The sequence below is a fragment of the Mycobacterium sp. genome, assembly GCF_040509115.1.
Lineage (GTDB): Bacteria > Actinomycetota > Actinomycetes > Mycobacteriales > Mycobacteriaceae > Mycobacterium.
In genome coordinates, this window is the sequence record NZ_JBEVLO010000154.1 from 17,157 (window position 1) to 40,317 (window position 23,161).

The 23,161-nt window shown below is 67.9% G+C and carries 24 protein-coding genes and 1 pseudogene; 7 read left to right on the top strand and 18 right to left on the bottom strand.

Going from position 1 to position 23,161, the window contains the following annotated elements:
• Window positions 1-4: 4 nt before the first annotated feature.
• Together ABW137_RS11420 and xylB are read right to left on the bottom strand one after the other, a co-directional pair.
• The gene (locus tag ABW137_RS11420; RefSeq protein WP_526399911.1) at window positions 5-892 is read right to left on the bottom strand and encodes a DUF732 domain-containing protein; all 888 of its coding nucleotides are present in this window, start codon (window positions 890-892) and stop codon (window positions 5-7) included.
• Window positions 893-918: 26 nt separating this feature from the next.
• The gene (gene xylB / locus ABW137_RS11425) at window positions 919-2,325 is read right to left on the bottom strand and encodes a xylulokinase (protein WP_526399913.1); all 1,407 of its coding nucleotides are present in this window, start codon (window positions 2,323-2,325) and stop codon (window positions 919-921) included.
• Window positions 2,326-2,377: 52 nt separating this feature from the next.
• Between xylB and ABW137_RS11430 the strand changes: the two genes are divergently transcribed.
• The 3 genes from ABW137_RS11430 to ABW137_RS11440 all read left to right on the top strand — a co-directional run bounded on the left by ABW137_RS11430 (window position 2,378) and on the right by ABW137_RS11440 (window position 4,894).
• Entirely contained in the window at window positions 2,378-3,217 is an 840-nt protein-coding gene (locus ABW137_RS11430) for a serine hydrolase (RefSeq protein ID WP_526399915.1), read from the top strand.
• A 168-nt stretch (window positions 3,218-3,385) separates the two neighbouring features.
• Window positions 3,386-4,384, top strand: coding sequence for a DoxX family membrane protein (locus ABW137_RS11435; protein ID WP_526399917.1), 999 nt, complete (start codon window positions 3,386-3,388; stop codon window positions 4,382-4,384).
• Window positions 4,385-4,411: 27 nt separating this feature from the next.
• The gene (locus ABW137_RS11440; protein WP_526399919.1) at window positions 4,412-4,894 is read left to right on the top strand and encodes an RDD family protein; all 483 of its coding nucleotides are present in this window, start codon (window positions 4,412-4,414) and stop codon (window positions 4,892-4,894) included.
• Between the two features lie 16 nt (window positions 4,895-4,910).
• Here ABW137_RS11440 and ABW137_RS11445 read toward each other — a convergent pair whose 3' ends face one another.
• Together ABW137_RS11445 and ABW137_RS11450 are read right to left on the bottom strand one after the other, a co-directional pair.
• Window positions 4,911-6,308: a GntP family permease gene (locus ABW137_RS11445; RefSeq protein ID WP_526399921.1), complete on the bottom strand. Its 1,398-nt coding sequence runs from the start codon at window positions 6,306-6,308 to the stop codon at window positions 4,911-4,913.
• Window positions 6,305-6,784: a gluconokinase gene (locus ABW137_RS11450; RefSeq protein WP_526399954.1), complete on the bottom strand. Its 480-nt coding sequence runs from the start codon at window positions 6,782-6,784 to the stop codon at window positions 6,305-6,307. The genes ABW137_RS11445 and ABW137_RS11450 overlap by 4 nt, the downstream gene beginning before the upstream one ends.
• Window positions 6,785-6,950: 166 nt before the next feature.
• On the opposite strand from ABW137_RS11450, the gene ABW137_RS11455 reads away from it, so the two are divergent.
• Complete coding sequence (locus ABW137_RS11455; protein WP_526399923.1) at window positions 6,951-7,658, top strand: FadR/GntR family transcriptional regulator; 708 nt, start codon at window positions 6,951-6,953, stop codon at window positions 7,656-7,658.
• Here the strand turns inward: ABW137_RS11455 and ABW137_RS11460 are convergent.
• Window positions 7,639-8,157 carry a DUF4333 domain-containing protein gene (locus ABW137_RS11460; protein WP_526399925.1) on the bottom strand — a complete coding sequence of 173 codons (519 nt, stop codon included), beginning with the start codon at window positions 8,155-8,157 and terminating at the stop codon, window positions 7,639-7,641. The genes ABW137_RS11455 and ABW137_RS11460 overlap by 20 nt on opposite strands.
• Window positions 8,158-8,233: 76 nt before the next feature.
• On the opposite strand from ABW137_RS11460, the gene ABW137_RS11465 reads away from it, so the two are divergent.
• Window positions 8,234-9,121, top strand: coding sequence for an SCO6745 family protein (locus ABW137_RS11465; protein WP_526399927.1), 888 nt, complete (start codon window positions 8,234-8,236; stop codon window positions 9,119-9,121).
• On the opposite strand, the gene ABW137_RS11470 is transcribed toward ABW137_RS11465, so the two are convergent.
• From ABW137_RS11470 to ABW137_RS11480, 3 genes are all read right to left on the bottom strand, one after another.
• Window positions 9,118-9,444, bottom strand: a complete 327-nt coding sequence (locus ABW137_RS11470; protein WP_526399956.1) for a YnfA family protein — start codon at window positions 9,442-9,444, stop codon at window positions 9,118-9,120. The two genes, ABW137_RS11465 and ABW137_RS11470, sit on opposite strands and share 4 nt — an antisense overlap.
• Complete coding sequence (locus ABW137_RS11475; protein WP_526399929.1) at window positions 9,444-11,435, bottom strand: DUF7064 domain-containing protein; 1,992 nt, start codon at window positions 11,433-11,435, stop codon at window positions 9,444-9,446. Before ABW137_RS11475 ends, ABW137_RS11470 begins: the two co-directional genes overlap by 1 nt.
• Before the next feature lie 84 nt (window positions 11,436-11,519).
• The gene (locus ABW137_RS11480; protein WP_526399931.1) at window positions 11,520-13,088 is read right to left on the bottom strand and encodes a carboxylesterase/lipase family protein; all 1,569 of its coding nucleotides are present in this window, start codon (window positions 13,086-13,088) and stop codon (window positions 11,520-11,522) included.
• A gap of 76 nt (window positions 13,089-13,164) precedes the next feature.
• On the opposite strand from ABW137_RS11480, the gene ABW137_RS11485 reads away from it, so the two are divergent.
• Entirely contained in the window at window positions 13,165-13,839 is a 675-nt protein-coding gene (locus tag ABW137_RS11485; RefSeq protein WP_526399933.1) for a hypothetical protein, read from the top strand.
• Window positions 13,840-13,845: 6 nt separating this feature from the next.
• Here the strand turns inward: ABW137_RS11485 and ABW137_RS11490 are convergent, their stop codons facing one another.
• From ABW137_RS11490 to ABW137_RS11530, 9 genes are all read right to left on the bottom strand, one after another.
• A complete protein-coding gene (locus ABW137_RS11490; protein ID WP_526399935.1) occupies window positions 13,846-15,126 on the bottom strand; it encodes an HNH endonuclease signature motif containing protein in 1,281 nt (426 codons plus the stop codon).
• A 35-nt stretch (window positions 15,127-15,161) separates the two neighbouring features.
• Entirely contained in the window at window positions 15,162-15,737 is a 576-nt protein-coding gene (locus tag ABW137_RS11495; protein WP_526399937.1) for a hypothetical protein, read from the bottom strand.
• Between the two features lie 50 nt (window positions 15,738-15,787).
• Window positions 15,788-16,906, bottom strand: a complete 1,119-nt coding sequence (locus tag ABW137_RS11500) for an LLM class flavin-dependent oxidoreductase (RefSeq protein ID WP_526399939.1) — start codon at window positions 16,904-16,906, stop codon at window positions 15,788-15,790.
• Between the two features lie 4 nt (window positions 16,907-16,910).
• Window positions 16,911-17,939 (bottom strand): ABC transporter substrate-binding protein, encoded by a 1,029-nt coding sequence (locus tag ABW137_RS11505; protein ID WP_526399941.1) that lies wholly within the window; start codon window positions 17,937-17,939, stop codon window positions 16,911-16,913.
• 4 nt (window positions 17,940-17,943) lie between these two features.
• Complete coding sequence (locus ABW137_RS11510; RefSeq protein ID WP_526399943.1) at window positions 17,944-18,693, bottom strand: ABC transporter ATP-binding protein; 750 nt, start codon at window positions 18,691-18,693, stop codon at window positions 17,944-17,946.
• A complete protein-coding gene (locus ABW137_RS11515) occupies window positions 18,690-19,478 on the bottom strand; it encodes an ABC transporter permease (RefSeq protein WP_526399958.1) in 789 nt (262 codons plus the stop codon). The genes ABW137_RS11510 and ABW137_RS11515 overlap by 4 nt, the downstream gene beginning before the upstream one ends.
• A gap of 154 nt (window positions 19,479-19,632) precedes the next feature.
• Complete coding sequence (locus ABW137_RS11520; RefSeq protein ID WP_526399945.1) at window positions 19,633-20,394, bottom strand: hypothetical protein; 762 nt, start codon at window positions 20,392-20,394, stop codon at window positions 19,633-19,635.
• An 81-nt stretch (window positions 20,395-20,475) separates the two neighbouring features.
• Window positions 20,476-21,711 carry an alpha/beta hydrolase gene (locus ABW137_RS11525; RefSeq protein ID WP_526399946.1) on the bottom strand — a complete coding sequence of 412 codons (1,236 nt, stop codon included), beginning with the start codon at window positions 21,709-21,711 and terminating at the stop codon, window positions 20,476-20,478.
• A 92-nt stretch (window positions 21,712-21,803) separates the two neighbouring features.
• Window positions 21,804-22,145: a hypothetical protein gene (locus ABW137_RS11530; RefSeq protein ID WP_526399948.1), complete on the bottom strand. Its 342-nt coding sequence runs from the start codon at window positions 22,143-22,145 to the stop codon at window positions 21,804-21,806.
• 131 nt (window positions 22,146-22,276) lie between these two features.
• Between ABW137_RS11530 and ABW137_RS11535 the strand changes: the two genes are divergently transcribed.
• Window positions 22,277-22,615, top strand: coding sequence for an RNA polymerase-binding protein RbpA (locus tag ABW137_RS11535; RefSeq protein WP_526399950.1), 339 nt, complete (start codon window positions 22,277-22,279; stop codon window positions 22,613-22,615).
• A 14-nt stretch (window positions 22,616-22,629) separates the two neighbouring features.
• On the opposite strand, the pseudogene ABW137_RS11540 reads toward ABW137_RS11535, so the two are convergent.
• A pseudogene (locus ABW137_RS11540) lies at window positions 22,630-23,161 on the bottom strand (glycosyltransferase); the annotation flags it as partial.

Consider the following 23,161-nt stretch of genomic DNA (forward strand, 5'->3'; position numbering starts at 1 on the left):
TGCGCTAGTGGCCGAGTCGAATCTGGACTCCGCCCCGTTGCAACTGGTCGTAGGTGTAGCTGAATTCGCCTCGATGGCTGACGGACACGACGTAGCGGTCCTCACCCTCGGTGATCGGAAAGCTGAACGAGAACGTGCACGTCACCTGGTCGCCGCGGCCCTGGCCGAGCGCGGTGGTGGCCAGGATCGCACCCTGGCCGTTCTTCACCGTCAGCGCGGTAGCAGCGCCGATGTCGGAGTAGCCGCCGACTCCCTGGCAGGACGTGCCGTCAGAGGAGATCGAGCTGATCCCGGTGTCCGACGGCGCGTCGGTCAGCACGAAGACTCCCGAGACCGTTGCCGTTTCGAGGATGTGGAAGCCGTCGGAGAACTTGGGGCAGAACGTGTCCACGGCGATCTTGTCGGCGAGCGTGCCCTGCTGAGCGTTACCCTCGTCGAGGTGCCTGCACACCTGCCTCCCGTGGGCCAGTGCATTGGCATCCGAGTTGAACTCACCGCTCAGATCCGAGTCGCGCAGCGCGGCGAGGTAGTCGGCGTCGGGCGACGTCTCCTGACGGTGATGTCGCAGCTGCAGGCCGAGGACGATGGCTGCGACGGCGACGATCACGACCGTCATGGCCGCGGTGCCCAGCCACGACGAACGAATGCCCTGCCGGTCCCTGGACGGCACCTCGACGTACCGCGGCAGCAGTTGCCCGCCGAACGGGTCGGTCCTCTCGGCAGAGCCGTTGCGGACCCGATTCGTGGGACGTCCGCCGACGTAATAGCGGCCCTCGTGGCGCGCGGTCGGATCGGGTCGCCATCCCGTGAAGGGGATGACTTCGTCGACGTCGCCGCACCGCGGACAGACCCGGGTGTGACCGACGTCGAAACCACAACGCGGGCAGACCATCTGACCAACCTCGGCCCTGAGCGACCCTAGGGCCGCACCTGTCCCAACGTGAGCGCCTGGGCGACGCGGTACTGATCGAGCACCGCGGGCGTCGGATCGGCCTCGTAGGACGCCGTCACGCCGAAGGACCACGTCGGCGCGGCGTCCGCCCCGGACAGCGTCCACGCGGCCTGCCTGGCCGCACCGAGCGCGACGTACTCGGCGGGTGTCGGCACGTGCACCGGCATGCCGAGGATCGCGGGCGCGATGCGGCGAACCGCCTCCGATCGCGCGCCGCCGCCCACCATGATCACCCGTCCAACCTCGACGCCCTGGCCGGCGATCTGCTCGATGCAGTACTGAATCGAGGCCAGCAGGCCCTCGACAGCTGCGCGAGCGACGTTGGCGGGCAACAGGTTCTTGGTGGTCACGCCGTGCAGGGCCCCTGCCGCGTCCGGCAGGTTCGGGGAACGTTCACCGTCGAAGTACGGCACCAACGTCAACCCTCCCGCGCCAACGGGCGCGGACAACGCGAGGCGGTCGAATTCGTCGAAGTCCACCCCCAGCATCTTGGCGACGGCGGCCAGCACGGGCGCGCCGTTGAGGGTGCACACCAGCGGGAGTTGGCGTCCCGTCGCGTCGGCGAAGCCTGCCACCACGCCGGTCGGGTCGTGAGATGCCGCGTCGCCGACCGCGCTGACCACACCGGACGTGCCGAGGGAGACCACGCAGTCACCGCCTCCCACGCCGATCCCGAGGGCGGCTGCCGCGTTGTCGCCGGCCCCAGGGCCGAGGATCACGCCGGTGGTGGTCCGGCCCGCGGCCTCGTTGGGTTCGAGCACCGGAGGGACCTCGGGGCTGCGACCGCGCATGGCGAGCTCGAGGAGGTCCGATTGGTAGGTGTTGTCCTCGGCGGCGAAGTAGCAGGTTCCGCTGGCATCGCTGCGGTCGGTCCGAATGTCGGCGATGTCGCTCGAGCCCGACAGCCGCCACGTCAGCCAGTCGTGCGGCAGGCAGACGGCCGCCGTGGCGTCGGCGTTCTTCGGTTCGTTGTCGGCGAGCCAGCGGAGTTTGGTCGCGGTCATCGAGGCGACGGGAACGACGCCGACGCGGTCGGCCCACACCGTCGGACCACCGAGCTCCTCGATCAACGCGACGGCCGCGTCACTCGACCGGGTGTCGTTCCACAGCAACGCGTCTCGCACGACGTTGCCCGCGGTGTCGAGGCAGACCATGCCGTGCTGCTGCGCTCCGACCGACACCGCCTCCACGTCGTCGAGGCCGCCTGCTGCCGCGGCGGCGTCACCGAGGGCCGCCCACCACGCGGCCGGGTCCACCTCCGTGCCACCCGGGTGCGGCGCCGATCCCGAACGGACCGTTTCGCCGGTCGCCGCATCACAGATGACGACCTTGCAGGACTGTGTGGACGAGTCGATTCCCGCGACGAGCGCCACGACAACCTCCTTCAAATGTCGGAAGCGTTCAGCTTAATGCGAAGCTACCCGGATGAAATGGCGTCTGATGATCGCTGCGGCGATCATCGCGGGATTCACGGCAATGGGAGCGGCAACACCTGCCCGGGCGGACTGTCCGGTGGCGGCCACCGGGACCGGGTGCGGCCTCGGCGAGCGCATCGCGGCGGCGAACGCCTATCTGGCCACTCGCCCCGGGACGGTCGGATACGTGCTGCGCGACCGGGCCACGGGCGGCACCTACCGCAATGAGCATGCCGGTGAGATGGTCTGGACCGCCTCCACCATCAAGCTCGCCATGGTCGTGGACCTGCTCACCCGGGCAGGGGCCGGCTCGATCTCCTTGACCGACCCCGACCGCGAGCAGATGGCGGCGATGATGCACTCGTCCGACGACGATGCCGCCGACGCGCTGTGGTCGCGTTTCGGCGGCCCCGACCACCAGGCCTACAACACCAACTTCCCGCAGTACGGCATGACCGACCTTCGGCCGCAGCGCGGCTTCAGTAGCGTCTACCCGTACTGGGGCTTCCAGAAGACGACGGCCAACGATCTCGACCGGCTGATCAACTACGTCCTGACCCGGCTGGAGCCCGCGCAGACGGCGGCGATCGTGCACGAACTCCAGAACGTCGCGCCCAATCAACAGTGGGGCGTCTGGGGCGCGGGCCCGGCGATGACCCCGGGCAACAAGGATGGCTGGTCGGCTGAACAGGGTGGCTGGGTCACCAACTCGGTCGGCTTCGCGGGCACCGGGCAGCGTTACACCCTGGCCATCATGAACGCACTCGGCCCGACCGGCGGGTACGACGACGGCACGGCGACCACCACCCGGCTCGCGCAGATCCTGCTGGAGGGTCTCCAGTCCAGCTGATGGTGAGCAAGTAGATACAGAAGAAGTAGCAAGAGCAGACGCACGCGCACGCCGGTGATCACCCATGACGTGGCCGTCGACGGCGCTGTCCGGCGATCCCGTCCGACGGGTCGGGGCGCTCCCCAGGTGACGGGTTTGCAAAAGATCAACCCGGGGAATTCCCGCCGCATGTTGATCCGACGAATTGCGCGACCCATGTTGGCCACCACCTTCATCACCCGTGGCGTAGATGCGTTGCGCAGCCCCAAGCCTGCCGCCGACGCGGCCCGGCCCACGCTGGAGGGGCTCGCCAAGCTGCCCGATCCCGTCGGCCCCAACGTTCCGACCAACGCCGAAACCGTCGCCAAGGTCACCGCGGGAGTTCAGATCGGGGCGGGCCTGCTGCTGGCCTGGGGCAAGTTGCCGCGCCTGTCGTCGGCCGCGCTCGCCGTCAGTGTCGTGCCGGGAAGTCTTGGCGCACATGCCTTCTGGAACGAGACCGACCCGGCCCGCAAGGCCGCCGAGCGACGGGCACTGCTGTCCGACGTCGGATTGATCGGTGGCCTGATCATCGCGTCTGTCGACACCGAGGGCAGGCCGTCGCTCGGGTGGCGGAGTCGTCGCGCCGCACGCAAGCTCTCCGAGTCGGTGGCAGGCGCCCTGCCGAGCACGTCGTCCTCCGGTGGCGCACTGATCGACAGCGAGCTGGTCGACAAGTGGGGTGAGGGATTGCAGTCCGGGCTGCACGTCGGTGCGGAGCGGGGGCGGGAGTTGGCCCACGTCGCCCTCGAGCGCGGATCGGAATTCGCCGAGATCGCTCGCGACCGCGGCGCCGAGATCGCCGACGTTGCGCTGGAGCGGGGCAACGAGCTGGCAGAAGTCGCTCGCGACCGCGGCCCCAAACTCGCCAAGGCTGCGCGCAAGCGCGGCGCGGCGCTTGCCGAGATCACCCAGGACCGCAGCGCCGAGTTGGCCGACGTCGCCCAACAACGCAGCGCCAGGCTGGTCGACGTGGCCCGCGATCGAGCGCCGGAACTCGCGAGCGCGGCACGCGATCGCGGTGCCGAGTTGGCCGAGCTGGCGCAGGAGCGAGGATCGGAACTCGCCTCCGCCAGCCGCAAGCAGGCCAAGCGCGCTCGCAAGGAGATCGAGCGTGCGCAAAAAGAGCTGGAGAAGCGCGCTCGCTGAGCGGACCACGGCCGGTAGATTGACGGCATGACCTACGGCGAGTACCCCCAATACGGCGATTCTTCATACGGCGCCTCGCAGGGCCGCCATGTCGAGGCGGGCCCATTGCTCCCCCGGTTCTTCGCCAGGGTGATCGACGGGCTCATCGTCGGCATCGTCGGGTCCATCGTGCTGTTCGCGCTCGGTCTGCAGTCGAGCATCGCCGTCACCGGTCTGTTCACGGGTGTTCTGATGTTCGTGTACTTCGTCGCATTCGAGGTCACCCAGGGCTGGACGCCGGGCAAGAAGCTGCTCGGGCTGAGCGTGCAGGGACCGGGGGGCGCACCGAAGCCCAATCTTCAGCAGTCGGCCATTCGCAACGCGTACACCTTGCTGCCCGTCGTACCGTTCGTCGGTGGTCTGCTCGGGGTCATCGCCATCATCGTGATTGCGGTGACCATCAGCGGCAGCCCCACCAAACAGGGCAAGCACGACGAGCTGGCGGGCGGCACCCAGGTGCTCAAGGGCTGACCGCCCGCCGCCGTCGTCAGATCACCAGGTCCAGCAGCAGCACGACGATCAGCCCGCTGACCGACAACACCGTCTCCATGATCGACCAGGTCTTGATGGTCTGACCAACGGACAGCCGGAAGTACTGGTTGACCAGCCAGAAGCCGGCATCGTTGACGTGGGAGAAGAACAGCGACCCCGCGCCGACCGCGAGCACCACCAGCGAGACCTCGCCCGAGCTCATGCCGTCGATCAATCCGACCATCAGCGAGGAGGCGGTGACCGTCGCGACGGTGGCCGAGCCGGTCGCCAGGCGGATCAGCACGGCGATCACCCAGGCGAGCACCAGGACGGAGATGTTGACGTCCTCGGCCCACGTCGCGATGGCCGTGCCGATGCCGGTGTCGACCAGCACCTGCTTGAAGCCGCCGCCCGCCGCGACGATGAGGATGATGCCCGCCACCGGCGGTAGTCCCGACTCGATGCACTTGGTGATGTCGTCGCGCCCCATCCCCGCCCCACGGCCGAGGGTGAACATCGCGACGATGACGGCCAGCAGCAGGGCGATCAGGGGCGTGCCGAGCGTGTCGAAGATCTGCCGGAACCATTGCGTGTCGTCCTCGATGAAGATGTCGACGAGCGCCTTGCCGAGCATCAGGACGACCGGCAGAAGGACGCTGAACAGCGTGACACCGAAAGAGGGTCGCTTCCGGTCGGCATCCAGTGCCGCCTCGTCGGCGTCGAACGTGTCGGGGGCTCCGACCACCACCCACTTGCCTGCCAGCTTGCCGAACAGCGGGCCAGCGACCACGATCGTGGGGATCGCCACCAGGACGCCGAGGCCGAGCGTGACTCCGAGATCGGCGTTGAGGTTCCCGATCGCGGCGAGCGGGCCGGGGTGCGGCGGAACGAAGCCATGCATGGCGGAAAGCCCTGCGAGCGCGGGGATTCCGACGGTGATGAGCGACAGCTGAGACCGACGGGCCACCAGATAGATGACCGGCATCAGCAGGACGAGGCCGATCTCGAAGAACATCGGCAAGCCGATGATGGCGCCGACGAGGGCCATGGCCCACGGCAGCATCCGCGGTGAGGCGTGACCGACTATGGTGTCCACGATCTCGTCGGCACCGCCGGAGTCGGCCAACAGTTTGGCGAACATTGCGCCGAGCGCGATCAGGATGCCGACGCTGGCCGCTGTCGACCCGAAACCGCTGGAGAACGACGTGAGGACCTTGGTGACGTTCTCCCCCGCGACGACGCCGACCGCCAGGGCACCGAAGATGAGGCCCAGGAAGGGGTGCAGCTTGGCGAAGATGATCAGCACCACGATGACGGCGATGCCCACTACGAAGGCGAGGACCAGCTGCGGCGTCGAGGCCACTGGCTCCGTCAGTTTCGGGGCGTCCGCCAGGTAGGCGATGGTGGAATTCACGAGATCTCCCGTCCGGTAAGCGATACGTACTCGTTCACGATGGAATCGATGTCCTGGTCGACGTTGATGTCGACGCCCCGCTCGTCGGCCGTCAGCGGTTCGAGGGTCTCGAACTGCGAGGCGAGCAGTGACGGCGGCATGAAGTGCCCAGGCCTGCTGGCCTGCCTGCGACCGATCAGGTCCGGGGTGCCTGCCAGGTGCAGGAACTGCACCTCGGGACAGTGATGGCGGAGTTGGTCACGATAGGCGTGCTTGAGCGCCGAGCAACTCATGACGCCGCCGTCGAGATGAGCGGCCAGCCACTCGCCGATCGAGTCGAGCCAGGGCCGTCTGTCGTCGTCGTCAAGTGCATGGCCTGCCGTCATCTTTTCGATGTTGGCTGCCGGGTGGAAGTCGTCGGCGTCCGCGAACGGCACCCGCAGACGCTGGGCGAGCGCCGCACCGACGGTCGACTTACCCGATCCGGACACGCCCATCACCACGATTGGCGAGTTCTCCAAGGTCACCGCTTTCCCTCCCGATCCGCTGTACCCAGCTGTGCTTGCCGTCACACACCATGCCGCAATAGTAAGATTATTGCAACCCTCTAAGGCAATCATCTGTTTTAATGGCAGGTAGCAAACTCTATGACAAGATGTATGCGTGGCTCCTTCGCCAAACGTCAGCGCCTTGCACGACAACGTGCTCACCGCCCTGGGTGCCGACATCGTGTCGGGCGCGCTACCTCCGGGGGGCGTCATCAACCTCGAAGGCGTCGGTGCGCAGTACGGCGTGTCACGCAGCGTGGCCAGAGAAGCCGTCCGCGTCCTCGAATCGATGGGCCTGATCGCCTCGCGACGCCGCGTGGGGATCACCATCCAGCCGACCGAACGCTGGAACGTCTTCGACCCCAGGGTGATTCGATGGCGCATCGAATCCGGCGACCGCGCCGCTCAACTGGTGTCACTCTCCGAACTCCGCCAAGGCTTCGAGCCCGCCGCCGCCGCACTGGCAGCGCGACGGGCCGATCCCCATCAGTGCCGCATCATGGCCGCCGCCGTTTCCGACATGGTCATGCACGGCCGCTCCGGCGACCTCGAATCATATCTGTTGGCGGACAAGATCTTTCACCAGACCCTGTTGGAGGCCAGCGGTAACGAGATGTTCCGCGCCCTCAACGGCGTCGTCGCCGAGGTGCTCACCGGCCGCACCCATCACGGCATGATGCCGGAAACCCCCAAGCCCGACGCCATCGCCCTGCACGACGAGGTGGCGCGTGCGATCCGACTGCGCGACGAAGCCGCCGCCGAACGCGCCATGCGCGCGATCATCGACGAGGCGATGACCGAGGTCAGTTCGTCTTCAGAGTGAAGTTCATGATCAAGCCCGACACGTCGGTGACCTCGACCGCGCGACGGACCGAGACCCCTGCCGATACCACGTCGCAGTAGGCCACCGTCCCCACCTCGCCGACCAGACCCGAGTCGCATGTCACCGAATCTGGTTGCACGGACGACGTTTCGGCGTCGAGCCGCGCGACCGCCGCCTCGAGCTGGCGCTGGGACAGCGCAGGCGTCAAGTCGTACTCGATCGCGTCGCCGACGATGCGCGTCACCGTGACGATCGGCTGGAAGCTGTTGGTGTCATCGACGACGACGTCGCATCGCGCCCGACTACCCACCTCGCCGATCAGATCGCCATTGCAGAGCACCGATCGGGGTTGATCGCCAGCGGCACTCAGCCTCTTCGCGATGTCGGTTTGGAGCGCATCCCTGGCGACGGTTGGCGTCGCAGCACTCGGTGAGGGCTCCGTGCTGCAGCCTACCGCGAGCGCGCACAGCACCGGCAGAAGCGACGTCGTAAACCGCATACCGCCCCTCCGTGTTCGATGTGAACTGCCCCAATCCTGCCAACCCCGTCGCGGCCCGCGATGGTTGACTGCCAAAGTGAGCAGATCACCCACGACGGCACGCAGACTGTTCGAACGCATCGAACCGATCCACGCCCTGACGTACTTCGCGCCGGAGTCCCGCGCTGCCTTCGACGACGCAGGCTTCCGCGGCTTCTGGATGGGCTACTTCGCAGGCCGGTCGGCCCCCCTCGGCCCCGTGCCGCCTGCCGTGGTCACGGCGCTGTTCTACAACTTCGCCCCGTCGCACGTGATGCGGGCGCTGCCCGCCGCCTGGGACCTCGCCACCCCGGCCGATGCCCTTCGAGCGCGCGAGACGTCGGCCGTCGCGGCCCTGGCCCGATGCGGCGTCCTCGCCGACGACGCCGTGCGGACCGCGGGCGACCTGCTGGCCGTGGCAGCGGCCGGCGCGCCGCTGGACGGCCGTCCCTTGTTCGCGGCGAACCGTGCCCTGCCATGGCCGGACGAACCCGTCGCCAAACTGTGGCACGCCGCCACGCTGCTACGCGAACAGCGGGGCGACGCACACGTCGCCGTGCTGGTCGCCAACGGGATCGGCGGCCGCGAATGCAACGTCCTGCACTCGGCCGCCGACCGCGTGCCGCGCGAGTTCATCACCAGGAGCCGCGAATACGACGACGCCGAGTGGCAGGCCTGCTCGCAACGCCTGGCCTCCCGCGGTGTACTCGACGACGCGGGAACGCTGACCGAAAAGGGCCGCGCCCTCAAGGAACGCATCGAGGACACCACCGACACCCTGGCGATCAATGCGTTCGACGCACTCGACGACGACCAACTCGAGGCTCTCTTCGGCGCGTTGACGCCCATCACCCGAGCGGTGATCGCGGGCGGCGACATCCCTGCCGCGACACCCATGGGCCTGCGGCGCGACGACCTGCACGACGACCGCGCGAACCTCGCCTAGCGCGGCGCGTACATGATCAACCCGACGCCGACCACGCAGATGACGGCGCCTGCGACGTCCCAACGGTCGGGCCGGAAGCCGTCGGCGACCATGCCCCACAGCAGCGATCCCACGATGAACACTCCGCCGTACGCCGCCAGTACTCGGCCGAAGTGGGCGTCGGGCTGAAAGGCGGCGACGAAACCGTAGGCACCCAGCGCGAGGACGCCGACACCCGCCCACGACCAGCCGCGGTGCTCCCGGACGCCCTGCCACACCAGCCAGGCGCCACCGATCTCCAGAAGTGCCGCGACGACGAACAGCGCTACCGACTTGACGATCATCACGACTGGTTGCGGTTCCACTCCAGCCAGCCGACGCCGGTCCGGCCGTCGCTGGTGGTCACGGTGGCCCAGGCCCGCGGAAACTTGCTCACCCGGCCGTCGTTCGACCTCAGCAGCACCGGAGCGTGCCCACACACGTCGATGGTCGCGGTGGTGTTGCCGGGCGAGATCTCCAGGGTGGTTTCCAACGGAAGGTCGTCGTCACCGAACGTCTCGGTCGCGACCACGGTCTGCAACTCGACGACCTGCCCCGCGCGTTGCACGTAACCGGCTGCCATCCGAGGCGCGCCCGGGATCCGGAGGTCCAGGCCGTGCACGTGGGTGCCGTCGTCGAGATGCAGTGCGCTCCACACCCACTCCATACTCCACCAATCGCGCGCCGCCCACGAATGGTCCCGCTGGCCCGCGACGCCACGGAACTCGTGGGAGCGGCCGTCGGCGGTCACCGTTCCCGATACGACGCACGGGATCTCGTAACGAGTGGACATGCGGTACTGGTACGGCGTTCCCACGGTCGTCCACGTCAGGTCCAGTTCCACTTCCACGGGGCGCCCCGTCTCATCGCGCAACAGCGCGGCCGGATCGTCGTAGGCCTGGCCCGCCCCGCGAAGCGCCACCCGGTAGGTCCTCAGGGGATCGATGGCGTCGAGCTCGAGGTCGACGTCGTCGGTGTGGACACGCGTGTGATCGGCGGGCAGGGCGGCGTCGAAGTCGAGAACCGCGATCGTGGGCATACCGGGGCCACACAGCAGCGCGTTGATCCACGCGTGGCCCTGGTTGGGGATCAACCCGAGCCGCACCCACCCGCCGACGCCCTCGGCGGGGTCCGCGAAGTCGAAGTACCAGCTCTCGTTCCACAGTGCCTCGCCGGTCGGCGGATGCGTCCCCTCGTCTTCGACGTTGGGCTGCAACGGTTTCGGCGTCGACACGGCAGGCAGGATGGCCATTGCCCCGGTGTCGATGACGTGCTCGCAGTGCCGATTCATCATGGTCATGAACATCCGGTCACCGCGCTCGGTCCGCTCGACGAGCATGGGCGAGACGATGGCCATCATCACGCCGAAGAAGCTCTGGCGCCGCACCCCGTCGCGAACGTCGTCCAGCGTCAACGACGCGTCGGGACCGAGCGCGTCGTGGTAGGCGCGCAACAGCGCCTCGGAGTGATCGCGGCGCGCGTCGATGGGCAACGCGCAGCCCAGGAAGTAGGCGACATCGGTCATTGCGGGACCCCACGTCACCGTCTGCCAATCGACGACGGTGAGCGGGCGATCGGCGCCCCCTTGGCCGAACAGCATGTTGTCGAGGCGGTAGTCGCCGTGCACCAGGCCCTTCGGTCGGCTCGCGTCGGCCTCGGCCGCGAGATGGGCGTCGAAGGTGGCCACCAATTGTTCGCAGACCTCGCGATGCGCCGGGGCGACGTCGTCGCGGTACCGCTCGATGAACCCCGCGTACAGGGCGCTGATCAATCCCTGATTCAGTGGTGACTCCCGGTTGATCCACTCCGCCCCCGCCAGCGCGGCATCACCGAGAAGCGCGCCGTGCATCCGGCCGAGCTGGGTCAACGCCAACGCGGCCTGTTCGACTGTGGCGCCGCTGATTTCGTCGCCGACCACGGCTGGCGTCGCATCTCCGAGGAGCAGGTCGAACACGCCCGTCGCCGGGTCGTAGGCCGCGTGATGACACTCTGCGACCGGCCCATGGAGTCCAGGGGCGATGTCCGTGTAGAACCGCACCTCGCGTTCATAGAGGCCAAGCGCCAGTCCGGTCTGTCTGCTCTTAGGGTCCGCCGCGGCGACCTTGAGCACCACCGAGGATGGCCCCCGGTGCCCGCGGGCGTAGGTGAGGGCGACGCGGTAGCACTCGCTCATCTGGCCGGTGCCGATCCGCTCGAACGTGAAGTCGACGACGTCACTCCCGCCGATCGCCGCGGTCAACCACTCCGCAGTCATGTCGCCGGGGCGTTCGATCGGAGAATCCGTCAGCGGTGGCACGCGTTCAGACGTTAGTCACCGCGGTGGCCCGAACGGACGCTTTTCGGCGACGGAGTTGACGGGCGTCAATTCTCCCGGCGGTGCTCAACCGGCGGTCAGCGAGAACCCCTCCCACGCCTGCCGACGATCGGCGTGAGGGTCGTATTCGAGGTGGGAGCGGCGATCGAACACCAGCACCGCCCGCTCGTCGCTGGTATAGGCGGGCCAGCCCTCACCGGGGATCCCCGTGCGACTGAACGCCCGCCACCTGTTCTGCACGTCATTGCTGACCCGCCTCGCCGACCGCCGATCGGCCGCTGCGGTCATCAGTGAACCGAAACGTGTTCGGTAGACGTCGAATACGGCGAGAAGCTCGGTGCCGTGGGTGGCACCCAACCCCGACCAGTGGAAGGTGCGCGGGGCGTAGTCGTATCGGTAGACGAACGTCGGCGCATGCCTGCCGTGGGCGTCGGCGATCTGCCACGCCGCCGTCCCGAAGGCGAAGTCCCCACCGAGCCGGATGCACGCGCTGGGGCTCGGGTAGCCCGGATAGGCGTTGGTGATCCGTTCCCGTAACTCGACGTCGGAATCGGACAGCAGCAGGTCGATCGCGGGTTCCGTCATTGGGAGCAGTTGCAGGAACCTGGTGAACAAGCGTCCCTCGTCTGCGTTCGTGCCGACGATCAGCGGGACCCGGTGCGCCGTGCCATCCCGCATCGCCCGGAGCGGATCCTGCGGCAGATACTCGGTGTCGAACGTCGGCCCCACGATGAACGCACCGCGCATCTCGGTCATCCCACGTCTCATCGTCACGTCCAGCGCCGCGACCAGTTCCGAGGGGCGCACCGTCATCAGGGTGGCCGCCGCGTCCCTCGGCTCGACCCCGAGAACTTTGGCGAAGTCGGCGGCGAACTCCGCGGCGACGGCAGGCGGACCGGCCATGCCACTGGCTGGACTCTCCGAGATAGCCTGCGCGAAAAGGCCTTTGGCCGCCGGAACGGCAAGAAGCGTCGCAACGGCATGCGCACCCGCGCTCTCACCGAAGATGGTCACGTTGTTGGGGTCGCCGCCGAAGAACGCGATGTTGTCGCGGACCCATCGCAGCGCCATCACCAGGTCGCGCAGGAAGAGGTTGTCCTCGATCGGATTCTCGGGTGTCGACAAGGCCGAGAGGTCCATGCAGCCCAACGCCCCGAGGCGATAGTTCACCGACACGTAGATGCAGCCCCGCTTGGCCAGGGCCGCCCCGTCGTAGATCGGCGTCGCCGAACTGCCGAGGATGTAGCCGCCGCCATGGATGAAGAACATCACGGGCAACGGTTCGTCACCTGACGAGCGCCCGCGCGAGGAACCGAGGTCACCTGACGAGCGCGAGGAACCGAGAACCCCCGCCACCTCGGGGGCAACGACGTTGACCGTCAAGCAGTCCTCGCTCATCGGCTGGTACTTGCCGAGGCCGAGCATGGTGTACATGCGCTGCTGGGGCGCGCAGGAGGTGTAGCCGTGGCAGTACCGGACCCCGGACCACGGTTGAACGGGCTGCGGGGCACGGAAGCGCAACCGCCCGACGGGAGGGCGCGCAAACGGGATCGACCGCCAACGGTGTACCCCGTCGGCGGTGAAGCCCTCGATGACGCCGCTGTCGATGGTCACCCGAATGGTGCGATCGTGCATGACCCGACGGTAGCGAACATCGACCCGGTCGACGCGCCTGACGGGCCGTTGCGGCGACTCCCGCTAACCTGTCGACATGCGGATCGCGCTCCTATTGGCGACATCTGCGCTGGTCGCGGCATGCTCGACCACCACGGACGGCACCGCGGCACGCGAGCAATCGCTGGCGATCCCTCCCCTGACGTCGAGTTCGGCACCTGGCACGTCGTCCACCCCCGCTGCCCGTTCCTCGGCACCCGCGGCCGGCACCGCCATCGCCGACGTCATCAGGTGGGTGGAGGCGGGCCGACCCGTCGATACCGCCGCCTTCCGCTCGGCGACGCGGGACGGAACGACGACCGACCTCGGTCAGGACGTCGCATTCGTGTCTGGCGACGCCAACTGCATGACGGACCACAGATTCGGCGGCGCGCTGGCGTGCCTGGTCGACCTCGCCGATCCGCCGCCGCAGCCGACCGAGGTCTACGGCCAGTGGAAGGGCAACTGGGTTGACTTCGAGGGGCCGACCGCGGAAGTGGGCTCCGTGCACGGTGATCCAGGCCGATTCGGCAGTGGCACCGGCGCCGAACTCGCGGCGGGTCAGACGCTGGCCTTCGGCGACTACCGATGCCGTGACGATGCGGCAGGCGTCTACTGCGTGAACTACGCCCACGGGTCCGCACTCAAGCTCAGCGGCGACGGCATCGAAGTCTTCGGCTGTCTGCAGCAGGTGACGCCACCCGCCGACGTCGGCGTGAAGTACGGCTGCTGAGCCGCGCTAGGCGGCGTGGCGCCAGGCGAGGTGGTCGCCGAGGCTGACCTCGATGCCGCTGGCCTTCACCAGGACCAGGTCGCCGAGTAGGGGTGGCGCCTTGGATGGGTGGCGTGCGCCGGTGGGGGTGGTGAATTCGGCGGTGTGCGTGCCTTTGTCGTCGCACCAGGTGTGGACTCGCCAGCCGGGGGCTTCCTTGGCGTAGTTGCACGCCTCGCACACCCCGACACCGTTGAGTTCGGTGGTGGGGCCGCCCCGGGCGTTGGGGGTGGCGTGATCGGTGTGCCGGATGGGCGCGTCGCAGTAGGGGGTGCGGCAGGTGTCGTCGCGGATCGCGATGAACCGAGCCAACCCTTTCGGGAAGTACCGGGCCCGTGATTCCATGGCCACCAGTGCGCCGCTGTCGGGATGTTTGTACAGCCGGCGCAGGGTGGCCGTGGAGCGGTCGTCGGTGACCGCGCGCTCAACGAGTCGGCAGGCCACGGTGGCCGGGATCGGGCCGTATCCGGGCACCCGCGCCGGGGTGGTGTCCCCGCCGAGCAGGGTCTCGTCGGTGATGACCACCTCGACGGCAACCGGGACGGGCACGTCGGCGGGCCGCCCGGTGACCCGTTCGACCAACGTGTCGGCCATCACCTGCCCACGACCCCGGCCGTCGGTGCAGGTGGCCGCGGCCCGGTTGAGCGTGGCGTAGACCGCGACGCCCTTGTCCATTGGCAGCAGCGCGGTCACATACGTCATGGTGTCGGGGGCGGGTCGGATGGTCACCGTGCGTTCGGATGTCGCGCGGACCGCCTGCTCGACGACGGCGTGCGGGTCCAGTGCGTAGGCGATGGCCTTGGCGTCGGCGGCGATCCGCGTGTCGCCCTTGCCCTCCAGCTCCGACTGGTCGGCGCACATCCTGGCGTCCAGGGCGCGGCGGTCCTCGACGTCCAGGCAGGCCGACTCCCGCACGATCAGGGTGGCCCGCCACTCCGAAAGCACCCCGGCCGCCAAGGCGGCCAGGGTGTGCGGCATTTCGTGCACCAGGGCCCTGGCGAACCCGAGGTGGCGCCCACCCCGACTGGGGGAATCACGCCGCGCCAGGGCGATCTCACTGGCCAAGCCCTTGCCGCGTCGGGCCGCGGGCACACCCGCCTCGGCCTCCCGGACACGCCGCATGGCATCGAACTCGGCGGTCAACACCGCCTGCTCCGCCGCGGCCGCCGACTTCTGCCGCTCCAACACCGCGATCCGCTCGACCAGCCTCGCCTCCCCGGCGAGCGGATCAGCCATCGAATCGAACATGCGTTCGACACTACGCTGGCCCTCCGACAACCGCCTCAGCTGGCCGGACGCGCCCTCTCCCTGGCCCGCACGGGGTACGCCTGCGTCATGCCCACGGCGCCGACGATCACCACGACGGGAATCACCCAGTTGGTCCAGTCGCGGGTCTCTGGCACCTGAGTGGCGTAGTAACCCAGCACCGCGATCAGCGCGAACACCAACGCCCACATCAAGGTCAACACCTTGTTCGTCTGGCGGAACGCCGGCTTCTCCCAATCCTTCAGCGGCCGGGACACCCTGGCGTACTGCTCGGTGAACGGCGTAAAGGCCAGAGAGCCGAACGCCATTGCGGCCAGCACACCGCTGGACAGCGTCGTGGCATAGGTGTCCATCCAGTCGCGGTCCGCCGCGCCGAGGACCACCCCTGCGGCCGTGACCACGACGAAGAACACGATCGTCACGATCTCGAGCAACCGCGGACCGCCACGCCCCAGCGAGATGCCGAGGATGATCGCCGACAGCACCGCGCACAACGCGCCGAACATCCAGGTGCTCGGGCCCTCGGCAACTACCCAGTAGATGATCCACGGTACGAACCCGACGAACGGGCTGTGTTCAAACCACTCGTCCACACCTCAGGGTGTCACGAAACGCGCGCCGAGTTCGATCGCTACGAGCCGGCTTAGGCGACGCCCTTCTGCTTCAGCCGTGGGAGGACACCTTCTGCGAACCAGTACGCCTCCTCGAGATGCGGATATCCCGAGAGGATGAACTCGTCGAAGCCCACCGAGTGGTACTCGTAGATCAGGTTGGCGACCTCTTCGTGGCTGCCGACGAGCGCGGTGCCCGCCCCGCCTCTCACCAGACCGACACCGGCCCACAGATTTGGATAGATCTCCAGTTCGTCCACCCGGCCGCCGTGCAGAGCCGTCATCCGTCGCTGCCCCTCCGACTCCGAATTAGCATGCAGCGCAGTGGCCTTCGCGATCTGATCCTCGCTGAGTTCCGAGACCAGTTCGTCGGCCACTGCCCACGCGGCCGCCGACGTGTCCCGACTGATGGTGTGCAGCCGAATACCGAAGCGCACCTTGCGTCCCCGCGCCGCTGCGAGTTCGCGAACCTTGGCGATCTTGGCGGCTGCGGCCTGCGGCGGCTCCCCCCAGGTCAGGTACACGTCCACGTACTCCGCGGCGACCGGAAGCGCGGCTGGCGAGGATCCGCCGAAGTAGATCTGCGGCAACGGATCCGGTGGCGCCGACACCATCGCGTCCTCGACGTGAAAGTACTTCCCGCTGAAGTTCAGCGAGCCGTTCCGCCAGATCGAGTCCACGATGTGGAGGAATTCGCCGGTGCGCGCGTAGCGCTCGTCGTGGTCGAGCCAGTCCCCGAAGCGGCGCTGTTCGACGTCGTCGCCGCCACTGACGATGTTGAGCAGGACCCGACCCTCGGAGAATCGCTGCAACGTGGCGGCCTGCTGCGCGGCCAGCGTGGGCGGTGTCAGCCCAGGGCGGAAGGCGACCAGGAACTTGAGCCGCTCCGTCTCCGACAGGAGCGCGGCTGCCGTCAACCAGGCGTCCTCACACCAGGTTCCGGTCGGGGTGAGCACCCCCTCATAGCCGAGACGGTCGGCGGCCCGTGCGACCTCGGCGAGGTAGCGGCGGCTGGGCGGCCGGTAGTTGGGCGGCACGATGTGGTGCGATGAGGCGTGCGAGGCGCCGACGATCGATCGACTGTCGCCGTTGGTGGGAAGGAACCAGAAGAACTTCGCCCGCGGCGCGGGCAATTCGACGTGAGTGGACATGGCCTCAATTGCCGTTCGTCAGAAAGGGTTGGAGTACCTCGTCGTAGCGGTGGTCGACCCAGTCGGCGAACTTGGGCGCCGACGCGATCTGCTTGGTATTGGCGAATAGGTCGGCCAGTTCCTGTTCCGAGCCGATCAGTGCGTCGGACAACGCCGTCGACGCCCTAAGACTACGGCCCTGCGCGACGGTGGCCACCGGGAGGTCGAGGCCGACCGCCGCACCGTACTTCTGGGCCCACTCCTCGGGATGGTCCTGCGCCCATCGAGTCGCCTTCGCGTAACGCACCAGCAGATCGCCGAGGGCGGTGTTGCGTTTGGGGTCGGCCAGGGCGGCATCGGACGCAATGCCGAACCCGGCGCCGTTGGTCACGCCGGTTGCCTGCGCGATGCTACGGACGGGTATCTGCTGTTCGGCCTGCGCGGTGTACGGATCCCAGATGGCCCAGGCGTCGGCCTGCCCACTCTGGAAGGCGGACAGCGCATCTGCGGGCTGCAGGAACACCAGCTTGACGTCCTCGGGTGTCAGACCAGCCTTTTGGAGTTGAGCCAGGATGTGACCGTGCGCCGAACTGCCCTTGCCGACGGCCACACTCTTGCCGCGTAGGTCGGCCACGGTCTTGATCGGCGAGTCGGCGCGCACCAGCACGCGGTCGCCATCGCCGCCGTTCTCGTATGCGGTGACCACCTTGACCTTCGCGTTCGCAGCCGCTCCGAAGATGGGCGGAGTGTTGCCGGTGATGGCGAAGTCGATCTTGCCCGCTGTCGCCGCCTCGATCTGCGGCGGCCCAGAGGTGAACGTCGAGAACTCGACCTTGTACGGCAGTCCGTCGAGCGCACCAGCTGCACGCAGCAGCGACTCGGTGCCGCCCTTCTGGTCGCCGATCTGCAGCGTCACGCCGCCCAGATCTGACAGGGGCACGGTCTCGGGAGCCTGCTCTGCGCCTGCGGCGTCCTGCCGCGACACGCAGCCCGCGAGCAGCACGCCAGCCGCCAGCAGGGCCGCGGCGCGAACGCCGAACTTCTTGATGCTCATGGTGCTAACTCCGCACTCCTAGCTTGTCGAGCAGTTCACGGCGGTAGCCGTCGGTCCGTTCGCTTGCCGTGGCGTGGGGCTGTCTGGGGTCGTCGATCTGCAATGCGTGCAGGACGGCACCCCCGTCCAGCACCAGCACCCGGTCGGCCAGAGCGACCGCTTCGTCGACGTCGTGGGTCACCAGCAGCACGCCGAAACCACGCTCACGCCACAGCTCCAGCAACAGGTCGTGCATCGTCAGCCGGGTCAGCGCGTCCAACGCCCCGAAGGGTTCGTCCAGGAGCAGCAGATCGGGCTCGGCCACCAGCGCCCTTGCCAATGAAACACGTTGCGCCTGACCACCGGACAATGTCAGCGGCCACGCCTGCCCCCGATCCGCGAGGCCGACCGCGGTCAGTGCCCGATCGACGCGTTGGCCGACCTCGGCCCTCCCGAGCCGAGCACGGTAGAGCCCGTAGCCGACGTTCGTGCGCACGTCGCGCCACGGGAAGAGGCGAGGTTCCTGGAATGCAATCGACGGGGGGCCGGAGACGACGCGGTCGCCGGTGTGGTCGTCGGACAACCCCGCCAGCACCCGCAGCACGGTCGACTTGCCCGAACCGCTCCGTCCGATCAAGGCGACGATCTCGCCACGTGCCACGCGCAGCGAGACGTCGTCCAGAACCTTGTTGTCGCCGTAGAACTTACTGACGCCGGAGAGCTCACCGGCGGTGACGGCGTCGACACGGGAAGTCGTGCTGGAGGTTGGGGTCATCGGCGGTACCTCGATGCGCGTCGTTCCAGCACCCGGACGATCGCGTCGGTACCGATGCCGAGCAACGCGTAGACGACGAGGCCGAAGATGATGATGTCGATGCGCAGGAAGTCCCGCGCATCGTTGATGAGGTAGCCGATGCCACTGTTGGCGTTGATCTGCTCGGCGACGATGAGCGTCAACCAGGCGATCGCGAGGGATTGCCGCAGCCCGACCAACACCTGCGGCGCTGCACTCGGGATGACGATCGTTCGCAACCGCTGCCAGAACGAGAATCCGAGAACCTGTGCGGTCTCGAACAGCTTCGGGTCGACCTGTCGGATCGCCGAAAAGGTGTTGAGGTACAGCGGAAAGGTCACCCCGAGCGCGACCAGCAGGACCTTGGGCAGCTCACCGATCCCGAACCACAGGATGAACAGCGGGATCAGCCCGAGATGCGGCAGCGCGCGAATCATCTGCAAGGGCGGATCGACCGTGGCCTCGAACCACTTCGAGAACCCGACCACGGTGCCGAGGGTGATTCCTACCACGCTGCCCAGCAACAGCCCTTCGACCACCCGGACGCCGGAGACGTGCAGGGCGTCCAACAATTGCCCGTTGCGAACCAGTTCGACGCCGGCCTCCGCGATCAACGACGGGGCGGGCAGAACGTCCTGCGGGATGATGCCGAGCGCGCTGCCGACCTGCCACGCCACCAAGAGAACCAAGGGTGACGCCAGCCGAATCAGACCCCACTTGCGTTGCCGCGACGCCGGTTTGACTCCTGGCGCCGGGCCGCGGGCCAGCGTGGCGGCAAGATCGACGGGTGGGGTCACGGTGATGTGACGCTACCCGGGCACGAATCGCAGGTGAAGGTTTCAACTCTGCCTGACGCAAAGGGAAGGCCCCGCCGGGCGACCGCTGATGCGGACGCGCCCGACGGGGCCGTGGGTTCGAGCGTCAGGAGAAGCGGGTGGTGCCGGTGACCAGCTTCCCGGTCACGGTGCGGCCGTTGATCTTCGAGGTCAGCGTTCCGTTCTGGATGCTGATCTGCTGATCGGCCTGTTGCAGGATGCGCTTGTTGCGCACCTGGCTCTGGAACTGTGCGGCGTTGAGCTGCTGCTGTTCGGCCTGCTCGAAGTCACGACCGCTGATGCCGCCGTTGAACTGCACGCCGGTGACCGAGCCGTCGGGCCGCACGATCCACGACGCCCGCGCACCGTCGAGGTCGGCGGTGTACATGCCCGCAGGTGCCGACACCGCGGCGGCCGTGAACGCGTACTTGGTGCCGTTCATGGTCAGGTCGCCGGTGAGGTCGGTGCCGTTGAACGACGCCGCCAGGGTGTCGCGGAACTTGTTGGGGATGTCGATGGTGCCGTCGGTCTGGTTGCCGAAGAACCACGCCTCGTCGTCGACGCCGTTGCAGGCGTAGGCGGTGACCTGGTCCCCGTCGACGGAGATGCCAATGGCCATCTTCTTGCCGTCGTCGGACACCATGTCGGCCATGTACCTGGCGGACGCCGGGAACGGGGTCGGTGCAGCAGCGGCAGCGGAGGTCGACGTGGCAGACGGAGCCGTGGCAGCGGAGGTCGACGTGGCAGACGAACTCGACGCCTCGGAGGACGTCGACGTGGTGGACGAGCCACCGGAGCAGGCGGAGAGAGTGGCCAGGGCGAAGAGCGCGAGGACACCCACGATCATGGTGCGAAGGAGGTTTCTCATGTGACCAGAATGTCGGTCGGCTGCGGCCACTACATGGAGATTGGGTGGAGATTGCATGGAGATCCGCAGCAGCAACGGAAGTCACTCGTCGAGGAACGCACTCACTTCGTCGCGGAAGACCTGCCACGCAGGCTCGGCCTCGGACAGAAGGTGGTTGTTGCTCGCCAGGGCCACCAGCCGCGAGTCGGGGATGAGCGCCGCGAGCTCCTCGCCGTACCGCATCGGAACGCGGTGGTCGTCGCGGGCGTGCAGGATCAGTGTGGGGCACGTCACGTTGGCCGCCAATTCACGAACGTCGATGCGCGCGAACTCCTCCAGGAATCGCACGGCGTTCTCCGGTGAGGTGGTCCGCCGCTGCAGGTGGTCGAACGCCTCCCAATCGGCGCGCGTGCCGTCGGGCAGGAACTGAGCGGCGAAGACCTGTCGGAACGCGGGGTCGTCACGTCCCCAACCCACCCTGGCGAGGTCCAGATCGAGTGCGGCGGCGCGCCTTTCCTCGTCGTTCATCGCCCGGACCGCGCGGCCGCGGGCGTAGGCCGAACACAGCACCAACTTGGTGACCTGTTCGGGGTGCCGGGCCGCATAGGCGACCGCGACGGCGCCGCCCTGAGATACGCCTAGTAGCGGGAACTGTTCCAGCCCAAGGGCTTCCACGACCGATTCGAGGTCGGTGACCCAGTCGTCGAAGGTGAACTCGCCTGCCTCCCAGTCGGAAAGCCCACAGCCGCGTTCGTCGTAGCGGATGAACTGGCGGCCGTGGGACAAGTCACGCACCCAGTGCCGCCACACCGGGCTCTCGATGTCATAGCCGAGGTGGGTCATCCAGTTCGCGGCGCGAACCAGCGGGCGCCCCTCCCCCGCGACCGCATACGCCAACCGGACGCCGTCCGCGGCGCGGCAGAAGGCGATGTGTTGGCGTGGCGCGGGTTCGGGCTCGGGGGCGGGTTCAGGATCGGGAGCGTCGACGGTGAGGGTGCCGACGAACTGGTACCCGCGGCCACGGACGGTGCGGATGTAGCGCTGCGATTCGCCGTCGTCGCCGAGCGCGCGGCGCGCCGCCTTGATGCGACTGGTCAGCGCCGCCTCCCCCACGAAGCGCCCGCCCCACACCGTGTCGAACAGCTCCTCCTTCGTGACGAACCGCTCGTGGTTGCTGACCAACTGCGTCAGCACGTCGAAGACCTGCGGCTCGACCCGGATGACGGTGTCGGCCTGGCGCAGTTCGTAGCGAGCGGTATCGAGGACGAAGTCGTCGAAGCGCCACGCCCGGCCGGCTGGGGTTGATTCCGCGGCTGGTTCGGTGGACGACGTGGACACTCGGATTCCGATCTCGATACGAGCGAGGCAGGTTATCGCGGGTTATCGTCGCTCGCGATCATCGTAGCTGTGAGAGGGCTGCAAGGGGGTGATCACCGCCAGCCGTCGGCCGCCTTCGCTGCCCGCACCAGGGCGTCGCACAGCTCCCGGAGCTCGCCCGCCTTGGCGCCCTCGTCGACGGCGGTGGCAACGTCCTCGGCGGCGCATCGGACCTGGTAGATGCGATCCGACAACTCCGAGGCCTCGTCGGGACTGAGCACCACCGAGTCGGGAGCAAGCGACGTGCCCCTGACCATTGCACGCTGCTCATACGCCCGCTGCCTGCAGGACTGCCTGCAGTATTGCCGCCGCCGACCCAGACCGGCATCCGCGACTTCGCGACCGCACCAGCGACAGGGCTTCAATCGAGACCGTCGACGCGTTTCGAGTGTCACGGGTCTCGACTGTAAACGGCCAAGCGCGTGATCCCGGTATCATGGACAGTCGCGTCGGGAACTTCGCGCCAGTCGGCTGCGTTGAGTACCCCGGACCAAGAGAAGAAGCGCTCGGATGAGGAGTAGTGACGATGGCTGATCGTGTCCTGCGAGGCAGTCGGCTCGGAGCCGTGAGCTACGAGACCGACCGCAACCACGACTTGGCGCCGCGTCAGGTGGCGCGCTACCGGACCGACAACGGCGAGGAGTTCGAGGTTCCCTTCGCCGACGAGGCGGAGATCCCTGGCACCTGGCCCTGCCGCAACGGCATGGAGGGCACGCTGATCGACGGCGACGTGCCGGAGCCCAAGAAGGTCAAGCCGCCGCGCACCCACTGGGACATGCTGCTGGAGCGGCGTTCGGTCGAGGAACTCGACGAGCTCCTCAAGGAGCGTCTCGACATCATCAAGACCCGCCGCCGCGGCAACTAGCGGACAACTCCGCGGGCCCGGTCCAACCGGCCGCGGACACCCCACTCGGCGATCTTGACCAGGGCCTCGCCCATCATCGACCCGTTCATCTTCGACTTACCGAGCGTGCGCTCGGTGAACGTGATGGGCACTTCCTTGACGATGAAGCCCGCGCTGATGGTGCGCCACGTCAGATCGACCTGGAAGCAGTAGCCCTTCGAGTCGACGGCACCCAGGTCGATCTTCTCGAGGACTTCGCGGCGATACGCGCGGAAACCCGCGGTGATGTCGTTGACGTCCACGCCCAGCAGGACGCGGGAGTAACCATTCGCGGTGCGCGACAACAGCATTCGCCTGCGTGGCCAGTTGCGCACGGTACCTCCGCTGACGTAGCGCGAACCAATGGCGAGATCGGCACCCGCGTCGACGGCGTCGAGCAGGCGGTGCAGTTCCTCGGGGGCGTGCGAGCCGTCGGCGTCCATCTCGACCAGGACGGTGTAGCCCCGCCCCAGGCCCCAGGCGAAGCCCGCGAGGTAGGCGGCCCCGAGGCCGGCCTTGCTGGTGCGG